Below are 18,284 nucleotides of genomic sequence, written 5' to 3'. Positions count from 1 at the left end.
CCTCATCCGTTTCACTGGTTCCGGGTGTCGTCTCCCCTCGCGTGCCGCCCTCGCCGGAAGCCGCCTTGAAGGCTCGTCATCCGCTCGCGTACCGCTTCCGGGGAAAGAGAGAGTATCGGCCGCTGCTCCGGCACCGCTCCGGGGCTCGCCGCCGCGTCGGCGGGCTGCAGGAACGGCCACGTGTCCTCCGCGCCGTCCTCCTGCTCCAGCTCGGCCGGCGTCGGCCACTCGTAGTCGGGCTCGATCGCGGCCGGCGGCGCGACGGGCGTGAGCTGCGGCTCGGTGTCCTCGTCGTCCGGGCTCGATCCGCTTTCCCGGGAAATCGGCGGCGGCGGGGCCAGCGCGTGCCGCGGCTCGGGCTGGACCGGCCGCGGCGCCTCGGCCACCGGACGCGGTTCCACCGGCTGCCGCCGCACCTCGGGCGGCGGCGCCGCCGGCGGCGCCGCGGACGCGTCGAACCAGCGCGACAGGACGTCGCGGTAGGCGGGCATCCGCTCGGTCGGGGCGTCGAGGTCCAGGTGCGAGTCGTCGTCCGCCGTCGGCCACTCCGGGCTGTGGTCGCGGGCCACCACCGGGGCGCGACGCGGCGGGCCGGCCTCGATCGACGGCGGGGTCAGCTCCGCCGGCTCCGGCTCGGGTTCCGGCGGCGTGAGCGGGGCCAGCGGCGCCAGCAGCTCGGGCTCGGGGGCCTCGGCGGGCTCGGCGGGCGGGGGCGGGCCCGGTATCGGCGGCAGCTCGACGATCAGGGCGGACGGCACCAGCACGGTCGCGATCAGGCCACCGTCGTGGCCCGAGCTCAGGCTGACGTCGATGCGGTGGCGCGTCGCCAGCGTCGCGACCACGAACAGGCCCATCCGGCGGGACACCTCGACGTCGACGTCCGGCGGGTGCGCGAGCCGCGCGTTGGTGCGGTCGATCTCGGCCTGCGGCATGCCCGCGCCGTGGTCGATGATCTCGATCTGCCAGTCGCCGTCGTGGGTTTCGGCGCTCGCCACGGTGACCGTCGTGTTGCCGGAGTAGCGCGTCGCGTTCTCCAGCAGCTCCGAAACGACGTGCACGAGGTCGTTGACGGCCTCGCCGCGCACCGCGACCTGCGGCGCCGGGCCGAGCTCGATGCGCTGGTAGTGCTCGACCTCCGAGAGAGCGGCGCCGATGATCTCGTCGGCCGAGACGGCGCCGGCGTCCTCGCGCGCCGAGTCCTGACCGGACAGGACCAGCAGGTTCTCGCTGTTGCGCCGCATCCGCGTCGCGAGGTGGTCGAGCTCGAAGAGCCCGGCGAGGGTGTCCGGGTCCTGCTCGTCGGCCTCCATCCGGTCGAGCACCGACAGCTGCCGCTCGACGAGGTCCTGGCTGCGCTGCGAGAGGTTGACGAACATCGCGTTGACGTTCTCGCGCAGCATCGCCTGCTCGCCCGCCAGCCGGACGGCTTCGCCGTGCACCGCGTCGAACGCCCGCGCCACCTGGCCGAGTTCTTCGCGTGTGAACACCGGGACCGGCGCGACGGCGAGCCGTTTCCGCAGGTTCTCCGGCGCTGGCTCCGGGTCGGTGAGCAGGTTCTGCACGGCCGCGGGCAGCCGGTGCTCGGCGACTTCGAGGGCCGTCCGGCGCAGGATCCGCAAGGGGCGCAACAGGGAGCGCGCGATGACCACCGACAGCACGCCCGCGACGAGCAGGACGCCGAGCACGACGCCGCCGTCCCAGATCGCCGCCGCGCGCGCCTGCGCCGCCAGCGCGTCGGTGCGTTCCTGCAATTGGACCAGCAGCGCCTGCTGCACCTGGTGGGCCAGGTTCACCGTGTGCGTCGCGGAAACGTCCCACTGGTTCGGGTCGAGGCCGTCGAGGTTCTGGCCGTTCTCGGTGCGGGTGAGCGCGGACTCGACCATGTCGTTGCCGATGTCGACGACCAGGCCGATCACCGTGTCGTCGAACATCCGCTGCTGCTCGGGCGTCGCGAAGGTGCGGTAGTCGTTGCGCGCGGCGGCGAGTTCGGCTTCGGCACCGAGCAACGCGCGCGTGCGGTCGCGGTCGAGCTTGCCGGCGGCGAGCGCCTCGGCCAGCACCGCGCGTTTCACCGACATCTGGTCCTTGATCCGGGCCAGCGCGTTGCCGGCCAGGCGCAGCCGCGCGAGTTCCGGGTCCGAGACGTCGGCGGCGGCCGAGTCGCTGATGTCGAGCAGGCCGGAGATCAGCTCGCTGTAGGAGCGCAGCACGGCGTCGGCGGGAAACGCCGAATGCTCCGCGGAGAAGCGGAGACCGCCGAGGACGCGCAGCCGGTCGTCGGTCTGCTGCAGGCTTTCCGCCGCCTTGGCGTCGAGCCGGGGTTTACTGTCGGCAAGGGTCCGTTCGAACGTGCCGATCGCCTGGTCGACGCGCTTGCGCTGGCCGGTGAGGTCGGCGGTGTCGCCCTGGCGGTCCTGGGCGACGAACCGGACGGTGAGGTCGCGTTCGCGCTGCAGCTCGTGGATGGCTTCGGCGACCGCGCTGTCCACGCGGCCGCGGGTGGCGAACTCGGCGAGCTGCCGGGCGTCGCGCAGGTCCGAGCTGATCCGCAGGCCGACGAGCGCGATCACCGCCAGCGCGGGGATGAGGAGGACGGCGAAGAGCTTCGTGCCCAGACGCCAGTTCCGGAGCCGCCACCGGCCACCGGCCGGACGTGGGTCCGCCGCGTCGCCGCCCTTGCGGGGACGCTGGTCGCGACGGGTCACCTGGTTTCCTTTTCCGCCGCGGGCGGGAACCCGCGGATCTGACGACACCTCGAACCTACTGAACGGTAGCCCGCTCCATGAAGATCCGAAAGCCGTGCTGGCGCGATACGGCCCTGCCCGCGATCGTATGGGGCGCGGACCATACGATCCAGCACGAGAACGAGATTCTCGCGGTAGGTGAAGGTTCATGATCAGACGCGGAAGGACGATTCCGCTGGTGGCGGCGCTTCTGGCGACCGCCGGGTGCAGCGTGTTCTCTTCCGGCGCGCCCGCCGCCCCGCCGCCATTGGAACGGACCACCCTGCGCGTCGGTGTGGGCAACGCCATCGACACGGCCCCGCTGCGGATCGCCGTCGCGGCCGGGAAGTTCGGTGCCGCGGGGCTGAACGTCCAGCTCGTCGAGCTCGGCGGGGACGACGGGCTGGCGAAGCTGGCCGCCGGCGACCTCGACGTCACCTTCGCCTCCGACATCGCGCTGTTCCGCGTCGCGGCCGCCGGGACGGCCCTGCAGTTGCAGGGCGAGGCCTACACGGCCGGTCCCAACACGATGGCGCTGGTCACGCTGCCCGGGTCGGACTACACCGTGCCGACGTCGAAGAAGTCGCCCGACATCGCGGTGAACATGCTCGACGACGTCGGCGCGCTCGCCGCGCGCTCGGTGCTCGGGACGGCCGGCGTGGACGTGGCGAAGATCAAGTTCAAGCAGGTGGCGTTCGACCGCATGCCGCAGTCGCTGCAGGCGGGCGACGCCGACGCGGCCCTGATGATCGAGCCGTACATCACCCGCGCCGAGAAGGACCTCGGCGCCCACATCCTCGCCGACGGCGCCCGCGGCGCGACGCTCGACTTCCCGCTGTCCGCGTACGCGTCGGCCAAGCCGTTCGCCCAGGCCAATCCCCGCACGCTCGCGGCGTTCCGCACGGCACTGGGCGCGGCCCAGCAGAGCGCGACCGACCCGGCCATCGTCCGCGACGCGCTGCCGAAGTTTTCGGACATCGACCCGACCACGGCGGCGCTGATCTCGCTCGGCTCGTACCCGGCGTCGCTCAACGGCATCCGCCTGCAGCGCGTCGCGGACCTGATGCACAACTCCGGCCAGCTGGCCGACCGCCTCGACGTGCAGAGCCTGCTCCCCGACCAGAACAGTTATTAGCTGTCGCCAAACTTGCACCTGGTCTACTTTTGCACTCAGTCTACTTGAGGAGTGCGTGATGACCGACGTCCTGATCGCCGGAGCCGGCCCGGCCGGCCTGCTGACCGCCGCCGAACTCGCCATGGCGGGGGTGTCGGTGACCGTCCTCGAACGCCGCGCAGGACCGGGGCTCCCGCGTCCGGTCGGCCTCCAGCCCCGCACCGCGGAGCTGTTCGACCTGCGCGGCCTGGACACCGGCCCGGCGCAGGACGGCCCCAGCGGGCACTTCGGCGGCCTGCCGGTCCCGCTCGACTACCGCGTCTGGCAGACCCGCCACCCGCGGGTGCTGCTTTCGGCGCTGCTGCACGACGGCCGCGGGCTGCTGCTCGACCTCGGCGACCACCCGGAGCCGCCGGGGTTCCGCGGGCAGGTCGGCTTCGTCCGCGCGGCCACCACCGACGCCGGGTACCGCGGCCGGCTGCTGCTCGTCCGGCCGGACGGCTACGCCGGCGACCCCGCGGACCTGGCCCGGTGGTTCGGCTAGATGTTCTCGCCCGGCGGCGCCAGGCACACGGTCCGGCGCGGCGGCCCGGGGTAGCTCAGCACCTGGTCGGCGTCCGGGCAGCTGTCGTCGCCCCGGTAGCCCGTGATGACCTCGGCGCGCTCTTTCGCCGCCGGGTCGGTGCAGCTCACCTTGCCGATCGTGGCCTGGTCGTCGACGTCGCGCAGGCAGTCGCCGGTGCTGACGTTCAGCGCCAGGCAGAGGGTGCGGGCGGCCGAGCCGGTCCCGGTGATCTGGAACCGCACGTAGTCGCCGGAGCCGCAGTGGAAGGCCCCGGTGTAGGTGTCGTCGACCTTGTAGGTCGCGCTGTCGGTCCCGCAGCCGACGCGGTGGTAGGCGAGCTTGCCGCCGCTCTCGCGCGTCAGGTACAGGCAGTCGCCGTCGCCGGGCGGCCCCGCGCGGTCGATCCAGCGGATGCTCAGCGCGCCCAGCGAGCCCAGGGCCAGCGCCAGGACGACGCACGCGGCGAGCGTGATCTTCACCTTCGTCGTGAACCAGTGCGGGATCGGCGGCCGGCCCGGCACCCCCGGCATCGGCGGGGGCGCCGTCGCGTAGTCCGGCGACCGGAACGGGTTGTCGTCGAACGGTGGTGTGGTCAACGTGCCCTCCAGTGATCCCCTCGGCACCTCGTCCCACCGGCGAGGCACGTATAACAGTAGTTGTGACTGATGGCCCGCTGATCGTCCAGTCCGACAAGACCGTGCTCCTGGAGGTCGACCACCCCCAGGCCGACGACGCGCGGATCGCGATCGCGCCGTTCGCCGAGCTCGAACGGGCACCGGAACACGTCCACACCTACCGGATCACGCCACTGGCCTTGTGGAACGCACGCGCTGCCGGCCACGACGCCGAGCAAGTCGTCGACGCGCTGACGACGTACTCGCGCTTCCCGGTGCCCCAGCCGCTGCTGATCGACGTCGTCGACGTGATGGGCCGGTTCGGCAGGCTGCAGATCGCCAACCACCCGGCGCACGGCCTCGTCATGTCGACGACCGACCGCGCGGTGCTGACCGAGGTCGTCCGGAACAAGAAGATCAGCCCGATGATCGGCGCCCGGATCGACGAGGACACAGTCATCGTGCACCCGTCCGAGCGCGGGCGGCTGAAGCAGGCGCTGCTGAAGGTCGGCTGGCCGGCCGAGGACCTCGCCGGGTACGTCGACGGCGAGGCGCACCCGATCGCCCTGGACGAGCGGGAGTGGCACCTGCGCGACTACCAGCGCCAGGCGGCGGAGGCGTTCTGGGCGGGCGGCTCCGGCGTCGTCGTGCTGCCGTGCGGCGCGGGGAAGACGCTGGTCGGCGCGGCGGCGATGGCGAAGGCGAAGGCCACGACGCTGATCCTGGTGACGAACACCGTCGCCGGGCGGCAGTGGAAGCGGGAGCTGATCGCGCGGACGTCGCTGACCGAGGAGGAGATCGGCGAGTACTCCGGCGAGAAGAAGGAGATCCGGCCGGTCACCATCGCGACGTACCAGGTGATCACGCGCAAGACCAAGGGCGAGTACCGGCACCTGGAGCTGTTCGACTCGCGCGACTGGGGCCTGGTCGTCTACGACGAGGTGCACCTGCTGCCGGCGCCGGTGTTCCGGATGACGGCGGACCTGCAGTCGCGGCGGCGCCTCGGCCTGACCGCGACGCTCGTGCGCGAAGACGGCCGCGAGGGCGACGTCTTCTCGCTGATCGGCCCGAAGCGCTACGACGTCCCGTGGCGCGACATCGAGGCGCAGGGCTGGATCGCGCCGGCGGAGTGCACCGAGGTCCGCGTGACGCTGACGGACGCGGAGCGCCTGGACTACGCGACGGCCGAGGCCGACGAGCGCTACAAGCTGGCCGCGACGGCGTTGACGAAGACCCCGGTGATCAAGTCCATCGTGGAGCGTCACGCGGGCGAGCCGACCCTGGTGATCGGCGCGTACCTCGACCAGCTCGAGATGCTCGGCGACGAGCTGGACGCCCCGGTGATCCAGGGCGCGACCCGCAACAACGAGCGCGAAGAGCTGTTCGACAAGTTCCGGCGCGGCGAGATCCGGACGCTCGTGGTGTCGAAGGTCGCGAACTTCTCGATCGACCTGCCCGAGGCGTCGGTGGCGATCCAGGTCTCGGGAACGTTCGGATCGCGGCAGGAGGAAGCCCAGCGGCTGGGACGGCTGCTGCGCCCGAAGGGAGACGGCCGTCAGGCGCACTTCTACTCGATCGTCTCGCGCGACACGGTCGACACGGAGTACGCGGCGCACCGGCAGCGGTTCCTCGCGGAGCAGGGGTACGCGTACCACATCGTGGACGCGGACGACCTGCGCCGGCCGCTCTGATGCCCCTGCTCGACGACCTCGCGCTGGCGTCCGCCGCGACCGGTGACCTGCTGGACCGGGTCGAGCCCGGGCAGTGGACGACGCCGACCCCGTGCGACGAGTGGACCGTGCGGGACCTGGCGGGCCACCTCGTCGGCATGGACCTGGTGCTCACCGCGATGTTCTCGGACGCGCCGCCGCCCGGCCGCGACGTCGACCACCTCGGCGCCGACCCCGCCGCGGCGTTCCGCCGGTCGTCCGCGGCGCTTCGGGGGGCCGCTTCGCTTCCCGAGGTCCTCGAACGCGTCCAGACGACGCCGGTGGGCACCACGACCGGCGCCGAACGGCTGCGGTGGCGGATCGCGGACCTGCTCGCGCACTCCTGGGACCTCGCGCAGGCGACCGGCGTGCCGGCGGACGTGCCGGACGACCTCGCCGAGCGGTCTCTCTCGTTCACGCGGGCTCAGCTGCCTTCGCAGCGGCGGGGCGGGCGGTTCGCCGAGCCCCGGCCGGTCGCGCCCGGCGCGTCGCCCCTGGACCGGCTGGCAGCGTTCACCGGCCGCACGGTCCCGTGGCCGGGCACCCCTTCGGCCTAGCGGATCGTCACAGGAGCAACTTTCGCCACTTTGCTTTCTCGCAGCGTCCTGACCTGCGCTTTTCCGGATTCACTCGAACGGATGAGCGGGTCGGACGCTGGAAATTGTCAGACCCTCGAACTACTGTTCGACATGCACCAGCCGAACACAAGTTCGAGGGGACGTCATGACGATCGCACCGCTCCGCCCCGGTACGCCCGCGCCGCCGGTCCAGACCCTGCCACCGGGGTCGTGGCACGGCCGGCTGTGGGTGTCCGACCTGCCGCTCACCCGGCCCGAGCGCTACCTCGGCTGCGTGGCCGAGTTCGAGCGGTCGGGGCTGTGGCCGGTGCTGATCCCCCACGACCAGCGCTTCGCGGCGAACGGCGAGGACTGGATCGACGACCGCGGCCGCCTGGCCCCGGCGGGCCACCGGGTGGCTTCGGCCGACGTGGCAGGGGCGTTGTCCCGCTGGTGGGACGGCTCCTGCTGCGACGGCGCGTGCCTCCGCCCGTTCGGCGCGCGGTTCCCGGGCCTGGCGAAGCGCAGCCCCCGCCGGTCGGACCCGTTGGCGGAGGCGGGCAACACCGGCTCGATCCTCTCGGCACGCGCCCCGCACCGCCTGGGCCTGGTCCAGACCGAGCGCCCGGCGGACATCCCGGCCCTACTGGGCTGGACGGGCATGATCAAGTGCACGGACCAGGTGGCCGAGCTGTCCGCGGTGTTGCGCAGCTGGGAAGACCGCTTCGGCGCGACGCTGGTGGTGCTGGGCTTCGACACGCTGGAGCTGTCGGTGTCGGCGCCGCCGAGGAACCAGGCGCGGGCGTTGACGGTGGCGGCGGAGCACCGGGCGTTCAGCCTGCCGACGTTCACGGGGCAGCCGGGAAATCTGCGGGAGTACGCGTCGGGGTTGGTGCAGTCGCGGGTTTGGCGGTTCTCCTGGGCATAGAAGCCGGCCGGGCGGGCAGCCCAAAAGAGCTGGGTGGTCATCCCGTCGCCTGCCCGTCCGGGTGAGGACAGTCTTTTCGAACCAGCAGCACTCACCTCCTGGACGCCCCGATGAGCAAGCACAGCAAAGGCCCCCTCAGACGGGCGTCCACAAAACCAGGTCACGTGTCCCGCCCGGCGGTCCACCCGTCCGGACGGCGCGGACGCGAACGCGTTTGGCCGCACCGGCGAGCGGGCATCACCCACCGCGGAAAGGCGGTGAGAGCGATCGCCGAAATTCGCATCGGCACTTCGGGATGGCGCTACCCGCCGTGGCGCGGGGTGTTCTACCCGCAAGGCCTTGCCCAGCGCCGAGAACTCGAGTACCTGTCGCGGCGGATGAACGCCGTCGAGATCAACGGTTCCTTCTACTCCTTGCAGCGCCCGGAGCGCTACCGCGCCTGGTTCGACGAAACGCCCGCCGGGTTCCTCTTCGCGGTGAAGGGCGGCCGCTTCATCACGCACATGAAGCAGCTCCGTGACGTCGAGACGGCGCTCGCGAACTTCTACGCCTCCGGCGTCCTCGCCCTCGGCGCGAAGCTGGGCCCGTTCCTCTGGCAACTGCCGCCGAGGCTGACGTTCGACCCCGACCGGCTCGCGAGCTTCTTCGCCCTCCTCCCACGCACGACCACCGAGGCGGCCCAGCTCGCGACGAAGCACGACGACAAGCTGAAGTGCGACCCGTACCTCGAAGCCGGGCCGCGAAAGCGGTTGCAGCACGCGCTCGAGGTCCGGCACCCGAGCTTCGCCGAGCCCGCGGCGAAAGAGCTGTTGCGAAAGCACGGGATCGCCCTGGTCGTCGCCGACACCGCGGGCAAGTGGCCGTTCCTCGAGGACCAGACGGCGGACTTCGCCTACGTCCGCCTCCACGGCGACGAGGAGCTGTACGTCAGCGGCTATTCGGACCGCGCCCTGCGCGGGTGGGCCGACAAGATCCGGGCCTGGCACGACAGCGGGAAGCGTGACGTCCACGTCTACTTCGACAACGACGTCAAGGTCGAGGCACCCGCAACGCCGAGACCCTCGCCGATCTGCTCGGCGTGGCCCCGTCGGCGAGACAGTGAGTGGACAGTGAGCGCCATCGGCTTGAGTGGGCACGCGGGCCGGACCGGCTTGCGTGCTGTCGCTGGGGGTCGGCACGCGGGCGGTCCGCCACGCGCCCCTCGCCACCGCGCGCGTCAGCCCGGCGAACCCGGGCCCACCAAAGCCGCCAGCTTCGCACGGACGTCGTCCGCGTCCGGGTGGCCCAGCTCCGTCAGCAGCCGCACCGAGCGCACCCAGCACTCCCGGGCCAGCGCCCGATCGCCGTTCCGCAGGTGGATCGTCCCCAGCTGGGCCAGCACGTCCGCTGCCTCGTACTGCTCGCCCATCTCGAAGAACATCGAGACCGAGTCGCGGATGCACGCGATTCCCTCGGCCACCCGGCCGAGACCCACCAGCGCCAGCCCGCGCGTGTGCACCGTGAACCGCGTGTCCACCGGCTCGCCGTCCGGGCCCAGCACCGCCAGCGCCGCGTCGGCCAGCCGCAGCGCCTGCTCGTGGTCGCCCATCGACGTGCAGATGTCGCCCAGTGCCCGCAGCACACTCGCCTCGAACGCGCCCAGCCCCAGCTCGCGGACGATCTCCAGCGCCTGCATCCCGTGCTCGTACGCCCAGGCGTAGTCGTCGAGGTTGTGCGCCGCCATCGCCAGGTTGTACTGCGCCCGCGCTTCGCCCTCGCGGGCGCCGAGTTCACGCTGGATCGCGAGCACCTGCTCGAGGAACCGGCGCGACTCGTCGTATTGGCGCGCGACGCCGTTGACCACGCCGAGTCCGCTGAGGATGCCCGCTTCGCCCGGCCGGTGACCGCTCGCCCGCGCCGCTTCGAGCGCCACCGCGAACACCGAACGCCAGTCGTCGAGCCGCGAGCTCGTCACGAAATAGCTTTGCAGCAGCCACGCGAGCTTCCAGCAGACGTCGTCACGCCGGCGCCGCGCCAGGTGGACCGCGGCGATCAGGTTGCCCGCTTCCTCGCCGAACCAGTCCAGCGCGTCGTGGTACCCGGAGAACTCGAGACCGCCGTCGAGGTCGTCGAGTTCCAGCAGCCGGTAGTAGCGCTCGGGCCGCATCCGGCGTGACGCGTTCAGCGCCGACGCCAGGTACCAGTCCAGCAGCCGGTCCAAAGCCGCGTCGCGCTGCGAAGCCGTGTCGACCTGCGAAGCGACTTCGCCCGCGTACGCGCGGATGAGGTCGTGGAACTGGTAGCGGCCCGGGCGCGGCTGGGCGAGCAGGTGCGCGGCGGTCAGGGTCTCGAGCATCGGCCGGGTCGTCGCGAGGTCCAGACCGGCGATCGCGGCCGCCGCCGGTGCGCTGAAGTCGACGCCGGTGGGCAGCCCGAGCAGCCGCAGCAGCCGTGCCGTCGCCGGCTCGAGTGCCTGGTAGGAGTACGAAAACACCGAGCGGATGTTCGTCCCTTCGCCGTCGGCGAGGTCGAACGAGCCGAGCAGGTCGGCCTCGAGCGAGTCGACGAACTCGTCGAGCGGCAGGTCCGGGAACTGCGCGGCCCGCACCGCGAGGATCCGGATCGCCAGCGGCAGGCCGCCGCAGTAGCGCACGAACCGCTCGGTCGCGGCGGGATCGCGCGCGACGCGATCGAGGCCGATCGACGACGCGAGCAGCTCGACGGCGTCCTCCTCGCCGAGCTCCTCCAGCGCGATCCGCCGCGCGCCGTGCGTCGCGACCAGCGTCCGCAGCTGCCAGCGGCTCGTGATCACGACCAGGCAGCCCGGCCCCGGCAGCAGTGGCCGCACCTGCTCGGTGCGGTTGGCGTTGTCGAGCAGGACGAGCAGCCGCCGTCCCGCGCTGTGCGTCCGCCAGCTCGCCGCGCGGCCGTCGAGGTCGTCCGGGATCGCCTCGCACGGCACGCCGAGCGCGGTCAGCATCGCCTCCAGCGCCGCCGACGGCTCGACCGGCTCGCCCGGCCCGTAGCCGCGCAGGTTGAGGTAGACCTGCCCGCCGGGGAACCGGTCGGCGATCTCGTGCGCGAAGTGGACGGCCAGCGTCGTCTTGCCGATGCCGCCCATGCCTTCGACGGACGCGATCGGCGTCGACGTGTCGGCGTCGATGGCTTCCGGCAGCAGCGCGTGCAACGCCTTCAGGTCGCAGTCGCGCCCGGAGAAGGCCCGCAGGTCGGCGGGCAGCTGGTGCGGCACCTGCGGCTCGACGCCGAGCCGGTAGCGCCCCGGGACCGGGGCCGGGTCGTCGGTCCCGGTGAGGATCGCCTGGCGGGTGCGCTGCAGCGACGGCCCGGGATCGAGCCCCAGCTCCTCGGCCAGCACGCCGCTGATCCGGCGGTAGACGTCGAGCGCCTCGGCCTGGCGGCCCGACCGGTACAGCGCGGTCATCAGCTGCTCGTGCAGCCGCTCCCGCAGCGGGTTTTCCCTGGTCAACCTGGTCAGCTCGGGGATGACGGTGCCGTACTCGCCGACGTCGAGCAGAGCGTCCGCCCACTGCTCTCGGACGCGCAGCCGTTCTTCGGCCAGCTGGCCGACCTCGTCGCGGTGCAGGGCGTCCGACTCGACGTTCAGCAGCGCCGGGCCGCGCCACTGCCCGAGCGCTTCGGCGAAGTGCGCGGCCGCCCGACGGCTTTCGCCGCGGTCCATCGCGGCCTTGCCCCGGGTGGCGAGGGCGCGGAACCGGGAGAGGTCGAGCAGGTCGTCGTCGAGCTCGATCAGGTAGCCGCCGCTCTCGGTGCGGATCGCGACCTGGTCGCCGAGGGCGCGGCGCAGGCGCAGCACGTACGTCTGGAGCGCGCCCTTGGAGCGGCGGCGATCGTCGTTCCAGAGCCAGCGGCCGAGTTCGTCGACCGGCACGACGCGGTTCGCGCGCAGCAGAAGCCCGGCCAGCACGATCAACGGCCGGCTGCCCCCGAGTGGCACCGGGTGGCCGTCTGCCGTGACCTCGGCCGGACCCAGCACGCGGAAGTCGAGGACCACGAAGTCATTCTGGCCGGAAACGCGCTGTTCGGCACCCGTTTGCCAAAGTCGGGGATGGCATGATCGGCGGTGATGAAGGTCTACGCGATCCCCCTGCGCAACCGGTTCCGCGGCATCACGGTCCGGGAAGGCGTCCTGCTGCCCGGCCCGGCGGGCTGGGGCGAGTTCTGCCCGTTCGCCGACTACTCGGACGCCGAGAGCGTCCCCTGGCTGCGCTCGGCGCTCGAAGCGAGCGAGACGGGCTGGCCGGCGCCGGTCCGCGACCGCGTCGAGGTGAACACGACCGTGCCGGTCGTCAGCCCGGAGAAGGCGCACGAGCTGGTCCGCGCCTCCGGCTGCCGGACGGCGAAGGTGAAGGTGGCAGACCCGCGCTCCTCGGTGGCGGACGACTGCGAGCGGGTGGCGGCGGTCCGCGACGCGCTCGGCTCGGCCGGCGCGGTGCGCATCGACGCGAACATGGCTTGGGACGTCGACACGGCCGTCCGCGCGATCACCGACCTCGACAAGGCGGCGGGCGGCCTGGAGTACGCGGAGCAGCCGTGCCCGACGATCGAGGACCTGGCGGCGGTCCGCCGTCGCGTCCCGGTCCGCATCGCCGCCGACGAGTCGATCCGCCGAGCCGAGGACCCGCTGAAGGTGGCGGTCGCGGGGGCGGCGGACATCGCGGTGCTGAAGGTGGCCCCCCTGGGTGGCGTGCGCCGGGCGCTGGAGGTCGCGGAGGCGTGCGGGCTGCCGTGCGTGGTGTCGTCGGCGGTGGAGACGAGCGTCGGCCTGGCGGCGGGACTGGCGTTGGCGGGCGCGCTGCCTTCGTTGGAGTTCGCGTGTGGACTGGGGACGATTTCGTTGCTGGAAGGTGATGTTTGCACGTCACCACTGTCCCCTGTGGACGGTTACCTGCCGGTGCCGCGACAGGCGCCGGAACCGACGGACGCGTATGCGGCGTCGGCCGAGGTGCGAGCCGCGTGGGAAGCCCGGCTCGAGCGGGTGCGCGGGTTGTCGTGAGTGTGGAACCGGGTTCTAACCCTGTTCCACACTCACGACCTCAGGCCGCGCGGTAGGCCCGCACGAGCCACCCCGAACCAGCGTCCGCAGGTAGCCGGCGAACCGCAGGCCGGCCTGCCGCGACACGATCTTCGTGGCGTTCGCACGCAGCTCGTGGCCGAGCTCGGTGATCCGCACGATCTCGTGACCGGCCACGAACAGCGGCAGCAGGACGGTCGGGTTCCCGGTGAGGGCGAGCCGCATCCACTCGCGCAGCGAGTAGACGATGAGGTCGAGATCGCCGGGGTGGAGAGAACGTGGGTTTGAGCTAGCCGGGGGCGGACTCGTGGCCACTGCTGCGAGGATCCCGCCGCCACGGGACCAAACGTCCCCCGCCGCTCCCAGGGGGGCTGCCCCGAGTCCATCGTATCGGCGGCCACCGACGGAAGCCGGAAAATCGGGCCCGCGGCAGCGATCTGTCCACATCACGGCCCGCCTGGGGACAACTCGCGGCAGCGGGCGGCCACCCCCGGGAGCTTCCGGTTTTCCCCGAGGGCAAGTTCAGGGTCGGGGTCCGGGCCGTTCCCGATGTGGGCCAGGGCCCCGGCGAGCGAACATTGCCGCATGACGAACAGCGTGTACACCCCGGAAACCACCAAGAAGCTCCGACGCAGCACGAGCGACAAGATGCTCACCGGTGTCTGCGGTGGCTGGGCCACTTACCTCGGCATCGACGCCAGCGTGCTGCGCATCGGCATGGTCGCCGCCGTCTTCCTTTCCGTCGGCATCGCCATCCCGGTCTACGTCGCCGCCGCGATCCTGACGCCGGAAGAGGACTCCTGACACCGGGCGGGCGCCGGCTCGCAGGGGGAGCCGGGGCCCGCCGGACACAGAGGGCCGGGGGAACGCCGCCGTCGGGGGACGCGGCACGATGAACGGCCCGGACGCCAAGGGGACGTCCGGGCCGTTCGGCGCAGCACCGTAGGCCGACCAGCCCAAAAAGCTCGACGTGCACCCCGGACGAGGGGTTAGGGTTCGCGGTCGTGGATCAAGGGAGCGGACGGGCCGCCAAGATCGTCGTCGGGATCCTGGGCGGGCTCTACCTGATCGCCGGGCTGGGGCTGACCGCCTTCTCCGCCTTCGTCGCGCTCGCCGTCCACGACACCGGCAGCACGACCGTCACCAAGACCGTGCTCTACGCCGCCGCCGCGCTCGCGATCTGGATCCTGCTCACCGGGATCGGCGCCATCGTGGTCGCGATGGAGGCGGAAGAAGCGAGCACCGCCTGGCTCGGTGGCCTCGGCGTGCTCGCGCTCGGCGTCGTCATCCTCGGCGCGTACGCCGTCTGGTTCTTCACCAAGCCATGAGAAAAGCCCGGCCCGCCGAAGCGGACCGGGCTTTCCAGTCAAGCGACCGGACTCAGAAGTCCATGCCACCCATGCCACCGGACGGGTCGGCGGGAGCGGCCGAAGCCTTCTCCGGCTTGTCCGCCACGACGGCCTCGGTGGTCAGGAACAGCGCCGCGATGGACGCGGCGTTCTGCAGCGCGGAGCGGGTGACCTTCGTCGGGTCCGGCACGCCGGCGGCGAGCAGGTCCTCGTAGACACCCGTGGCGGCGTTGAGGCCGTGACCCTGCGGCAGGCCCTTGACCTTCTCCACCACGACGCCGCCCTCGAGGCCGGCGTTGATCGCGATCTGCTTGAGCGGGGCCTCGACGGCCACCTTGACGATGTTGGCGCCAGTGGCCTCGTCGCCCTCGAGCTTCAGGCCCGCGAACGCGGCCTCGGCGGCCTGGATCAGGGCCACGCCACCACCGGCGACGATGCCCTCTTCCACGGCAGCCTTCGCGTTGCGCACCGCGTCCTCGATGCGGTGCTTGCGCTCCTTGAGCTCGACCTCGGTCGCGGCGCCGGCCTTGATGACGGCCACGCCGCCGGCCAGCTTCGCGAGCCGCTCCTGCAGCTTCTCGCGGTCGTAGTCCGAGTCCGAGTTGTCGATCTCGGCGCGGATCTGGTTGACGCGACCCTGGATCTGGTCGGCGTCGCCCGCACCCTCGACGATGGTCGTCTCGTCCTTGGTGATGACGGCCTTGCGGGCCTTGCCCAGCAGGGACAGGTCCGCGTTCTCCAGCTTGAGGCCGACGTCCTCGGAGATGACCTGGCCACCGGTCAGGATCGCGATGTCCTGCAGGATCGCCTTGCGGCGGTCACCGAAGCCCGGCGCCTTGACGGCCACGGACTTGAAGGTGCCGCGCATCTTGTTGACGATGAGGGTGGCCAGGGCCTCGCCCTCGACGTCCTCGGCGATGATCAGCAGCGGCTTGCCGGACTGGATGACCTTCTCCAGCAGCGGCAGGACGTCCTTGACGGTGGAGATCTTGGAACCGAAGAGGAGGATGTAGGGGTCCTCCAGCTCGGCTTCCTGACGCTCCGGGTCGGTCACGAAGTAACCCGAGATGTAGCCCTTGTCGAAGCGCATGCCCTCGGTGAGCTCGAGCTCGAGGCCGAAGGTGTTGCTCTCCTCGACGGTGACGACGCCTTCCTTGCCGACCTTGTCCAGCGCCTCGGCGATCAGCTCGCCGATGGTGCGGTCAGCGGCCGAGATCGAGGCGGTAGCAGCGATCTGCTCCTTGGTCTCGATCTGGACGGCGGCCTTGTGCAGCTGCTCGGTGATGGCCTCGACGGCCGCCTCGATGCCGCGCTTCAGGCTGATCGGGTCGGCGCCGGCCGCGACGTTGCGCAGGCCTTCCTTGACCAGGGCCTGGGCGAGCACGGTGGCGGTGGTGGTGCCGTCACCCGCGACGTCGTCGGTCTTCTTGGCAACTTCCTTGACGAGCTCGGCCCCGATCTTCTCCCACGGGTCTTCGAGCTCGATCTCCTTGGCGATGGAAACGCCGTCGTTGGTGATGGTCGGCGCGCCCCACTTCTTTTCGAGCACGACGTTCCGGCCCCGCGGGCCGAGGGTCACCTTGACGGCTTCGGCGAGGATGTTCAAGCCACGCTCGAGACCGCGGCGGGCGTCCTCGTCGAACGCGATCAGTTTGGCCATTGCGGTGTGGTCCTCCGGTATTGGGCGCAGCCGCCGCGCTGTGGTTCTTGCAGCGGCGGCAGCAGGACTCTTTCCTCGGCCAGGCTCGGTGCCCGCGACGGACGACTGGACCCGGGTGGGGGCCAGCCTCACCGTCCCGACCTTTGGCACTCGACGGCGTCGAGTGCCAAGTCCGTGTTTAGCACTCTCGGGGGGAGAGTGCAAGAAGGCCAGCTCAGCGCCGCACGGATTCAGTTGCCCGGCTTGATGGAGATCGACGTCGGCGGGGTCTTGAGCGACGACGTCGGGGTGCTCTGCGAGCCGCCGGGGCCGACCGGGATGTTCGGGGCCGTCGTCGTGCCGCCGCCACCGCTGCCGCCGCTGTCGCCGAACAGGAAGATCGCGCCCACGACCAGGCCCGCCAGGACGAGGACGCCGAGGATGATGAACACCCACTTCGCGCCGCCGCCGCTCTTCGGCTGGTGGAACGCGCCCGCGCCGCCCGCGGGCATCGGCGGGCGCAGCCGCATCGGGTCCTGGCCGTAGCCCTGCGGGGGCAGGCCCTGCTGAGGCGGGTAGCCGTAGCCGGGCGGCGGGCCCTGCGGCGGCATCCCGGGCGGCGGGCCCTGCTGGGGGTAGCCGTAGCCAGGCGGCGGGCCCTGGGGCGGCGGGCCCTGCGGACCCTGCGGCCCCGGGCCGTAGCCGGGCTGCTGCTGTCCTCCGTACGGGTGCACGGGGACCCCCTCTCCCTGCGGTGCGCTGTTCTGGTGCGGCCCCTGTTGTACCTGACCAAGGCGCTGCAGCGCGGGAATTCCCCCCGAATTGGACCCGGGAGGACCCGGTGGGGTGTCCGACGCCGCCTGGGCACCGAGCGCGCGGCGGGCGGCGGCGATCATTTCGACGCAGCTGGGGTAGCGGTCGGCCGGGTTCTTGGCCATGCCGCGCCGGATGACCTCGTCGATGGCCGGCGGCAGCGCGACGGCGCGGGAGATCGCCGGCGGCTCGCCGTTGAGGTGCCCCTTGATCACCGTCGGCACGTCGCCCTTGAACGGCGGGCTCCCCGTCAAGCACGCGTAGAGGACGCACGTCAGCGCGTACTGGTCGGTGCGCCCGTCCAGCGGCTCGCCGCGCAGGTGCTCGGGCGCCGCGTACGTCGGCGAGCCGAGGAAGTCGCCGCCGCGCGTCCGGTGCCCCGTCGCGCCGCGGCGGGTCAGCCCGAAGTCGGCGACGTACACGTGCTCGCGCGACGTCTCCTTCTTCGTCACGAGCACGTTGGCCGGCTTGACGTCGAGGTGGACCAGACCACGGTTGTGCAGCGTGTCGAGGGCGTCCGCGACCTGGTCGAGCATGGTCAGGGTGCGCGCGGGCGCGATCGGGCCGCCGGCGATCAGGCCGGCGAGATCGCCGCCGTCGACCATCCGCATGGCGATGTAGAGCATGCCGTCGAGCTCGCCGAAGTCGTACAGCGGCACGACGTTGGCGTGGTCGATCGCCGACGTGTTGCGCGCCTCGTCGACGAACCGCTCGCGGAACTCGGCGTCGGTCCCGAGGTGGTCCCCGATGACCTTCAGGGCCACCTTGCGGCCCAGGCGCACGTCCGTGGCCTTGTAGGTCACGCTCATGCCGCCTTTGCCGAGCACCCCGTCGATGCGGTAGTTGCCCAGCCGGCGACCGGTGAGGTCCCCCGACACATCGCCTGTCACGCCCGGCAGCCTAACGTCCCAGGTTCCGAGGCTGCCGGGGGTTCGCCAATCGGGTGATCGCGGTGGTTACGACACCTTGCGGACGTCCGCCGCCTGACTCCGCCCGTCACGCCCGGACTGGACTTCGAACTCGACGCGGTCACCCTCGTCCAAAGTGCGGAATCCTTCGGCCTGAATGGCCGAATAGTGGACGAACACGTCCGGACCGTCGGTGGATTCGATGAACCCGTAGCCCTTTTCCGAGTTGAACCATTTGACGGTGCCGACAGCCACGGCGCCCTCCCTCAGCACAAAGGATCCGCTGGCCCGAGCGGATGCCAGCGGCGGAAGTGCCAATCACGCTACCGGAAT

General features: G+C 71.7%; 15 protein-coding genes and 1 pseudogene. 9 read left to right on the top strand and 7 right to left on the bottom strand.

Annotated features, from left to right (window positions below):
* Positions 1–11: 11 nt before the first annotated feature.
* Entirely contained in the window at positions 12–2,705 is a 2,694-nt protein-coding gene (locus OG738_RS15530; protein ID WP_329054637.1) for a sensor histidine kinase, read from the bottom strand.
* 187 nt (positions 2,706–2,892) lie between these two features.
* Here OG738_RS15530 and OG738_RS15525 point away from each other — a divergent pair, with 187 nt between their 5' ends.
* Entirely contained in the window at positions 2,893–3,858 is a 966-nt protein-coding gene (locus OG738_RS15525) for an ABC transporter substrate-binding protein (RefSeq protein ID WP_329054636.1), read from the top strand.
* A gap of 58 nt (positions 3,859–3,916) precedes the next feature.
* Positions 3,917–4,381: an FAD-dependent monooxygenase gene (locus OG738_RS15520; protein WP_329054634.1), complete on the top strand. Its 465-nt coding sequence runs from the start codon at positions 3,917–3,919 to the stop codon at positions 4,379–4,381.
* On the opposite strand, the gene OG738_RS15515 is transcribed toward OG738_RS15520, so the two are convergent.
* Positions 4,378–4,998, bottom strand: coding sequence for an LppU/SCO3897 family protein (locus OG738_RS15515; RefSeq protein ID WP_329054632.1), 621 nt, complete (start codon positions 4,996–4,998; stop codon positions 4,378–4,380). The two genes, OG738_RS15520 and OG738_RS15515, sit on opposite strands and share 4 nt — an antisense overlap.
* Before the next feature lie 62 nt (positions 4,999–5,060).
* On the opposite strand from OG738_RS15515, the gene OG738_RS15510 reads away from it, so the two are divergent.
* The 4 genes and pseudogenes from OG738_RS15510 to OG738_RS15495 all read left to right on the top strand — a co-directional run bounded on the left by OG738_RS15510 (position 5,061) and on the right by OG738_RS15495 (position 9,312).
* Positions 5,061–6,707 (top strand): DNA repair helicase XPB, encoded by a 1,647-nt coding sequence (locus OG738_RS15510; RefSeq protein ID WP_329054631.1) that lies wholly within the window; start codon positions 5,061–5,063, stop codon positions 6,705–6,707.
* The gene (locus tag OG738_RS15505; RefSeq protein ID WP_329054630.1) at positions 6,707–7,282 is read left to right on the top strand and encodes a TIGR03086 family metal-binding protein; all 576 of its coding nucleotides are present in this window, start codon (positions 6,707–6,709) and stop codon (positions 7,280–7,282) included. The genes OG738_RS15510 and OG738_RS15505 overlap by 1 nt, the downstream gene beginning before the upstream one ends.
* Positions 7,283–7,448: 166 nt before the next feature.
* The gene (locus OG738_RS15500; RefSeq protein WP_329054628.1) at positions 7,449–8,210 is read left to right on the top strand and encodes a DUF4253 domain-containing protein; all 762 of its coding nucleotides are present in this window, start codon (positions 7,449–7,451) and stop codon (positions 8,208–8,210) included.
* Between the two features lie 257 nt (positions 8,211–8,467).
* A pseudogene (locus OG738_RS15495) lies at positions 8,468–9,312 on the top strand (DUF72 domain-containing protein).
* 114 nt (positions 9,313–9,426) lie between these two features.
* Here the strand turns inward: OG738_RS15495 and OG738_RS15490 are convergent.
* Entirely contained in the window at positions 9,427–12,222 is a 2,796-nt protein-coding gene (locus OG738_RS15490) for an AfsR/SARP family transcriptional regulator (protein WP_329054626.1), read from the bottom strand.
* 72 nt (positions 12,223–12,294) lie between these two features.
* Here OG738_RS15490 and OG738_RS15485 point away from each other — a divergent pair, with 72 nt between their 5' ends.
* Positions 12,295–13,224 carry an o-succinylbenzoate synthase gene (locus OG738_RS15485; RefSeq protein WP_329054625.1) on the top strand — a complete coding sequence of 310 codons (930 nt, stop codon included), beginning with the start codon at positions 12,295–12,297 and terminating at the stop codon, positions 13,222–13,224.
* Positions 13,225–13,239: 15 nt separating this feature from the next.
* Here the strand turns inward: OG738_RS15485 and OG738_RS15480 are convergent, their stop codons facing one another.
* The gene (locus OG738_RS15480; protein WP_329054624.1) at positions 13,240–13,557 is read right to left on the bottom strand and encodes a DNA polymerase beta superfamily protein; all 318 of its coding nucleotides are present in this window, start codon (positions 13,555–13,557) and stop codon (positions 13,240–13,242) included.
* A 270-nt stretch (positions 13,558–13,827) separates the two neighbouring features.
* Here OG738_RS15480 and OG738_RS15475 point away from each other — a divergent pair, with 270 nt between their 5' ends.
* Together OG738_RS15475 and OG738_RS15470 are read left to right on the top strand one after the other, a co-directional pair.
* Positions 13,828–14,046, top strand: coding sequence for a PspC domain-containing protein (locus tag OG738_RS15475; RefSeq protein WP_329054623.1), 219 nt, complete (start codon positions 13,828–13,830; stop codon positions 14,044–14,046).
* 200 nt (positions 14,047–14,246) lie between these two features.
* Positions 14,247–14,570, top strand: a complete 324-nt coding sequence (locus tag OG738_RS15470; protein WP_329054621.1) for a hypothetical protein — start codon at positions 14,247–14,249, stop codon at positions 14,568–14,570.
* A 52-nt stretch (positions 14,571–14,622) separates the two neighbouring features.
* Here OG738_RS15470 and groL read toward each other — a convergent pair whose 3' ends face one another.
* The 3 genes from groL to OG738_RS15455 form a co-directional block, all read right to left on the bottom strand.
* Positions 14,623–16,251, bottom strand: a complete 1,629-nt coding sequence (groL, locus tag OG738_RS15465) for a chaperonin GroEL (protein WP_155540626.1) — start codon at positions 16,249–16,251, stop codon at positions 14,623–14,625.
* A gap of 230 nt (positions 16,252–16,481) precedes the next feature.
* Entirely contained in the window at positions 16,482–17,933 is a 1,452-nt protein-coding gene (locus tag OG738_RS15460; RefSeq protein ID WP_329054618.1) for a serine/threonine-protein kinase, read from the bottom strand.
* Between the two features lie 66 nt (positions 17,934–17,999).
* Positions 18,000–18,206, bottom strand: coding sequence for a cold-shock protein (locus OG738_RS15455; RefSeq protein WP_329054617.1), 207 nt, complete (start codon positions 18,204–18,206; stop codon positions 18,000–18,002).
* Positions 18,207–18,284 lie beyond the last annotated feature (78 nt).

Source organism: Amycolatopsis sp. NBC_01488, from assembly GCF_036227105.1.
GTDB lineage: Bacteria > Actinomycetota > Actinomycetes > Mycobacteriales > Pseudonocardiaceae > Amycolatopsis.
This window is presented reverse-complemented; position numbering and strand designations above follow the sequence as displayed.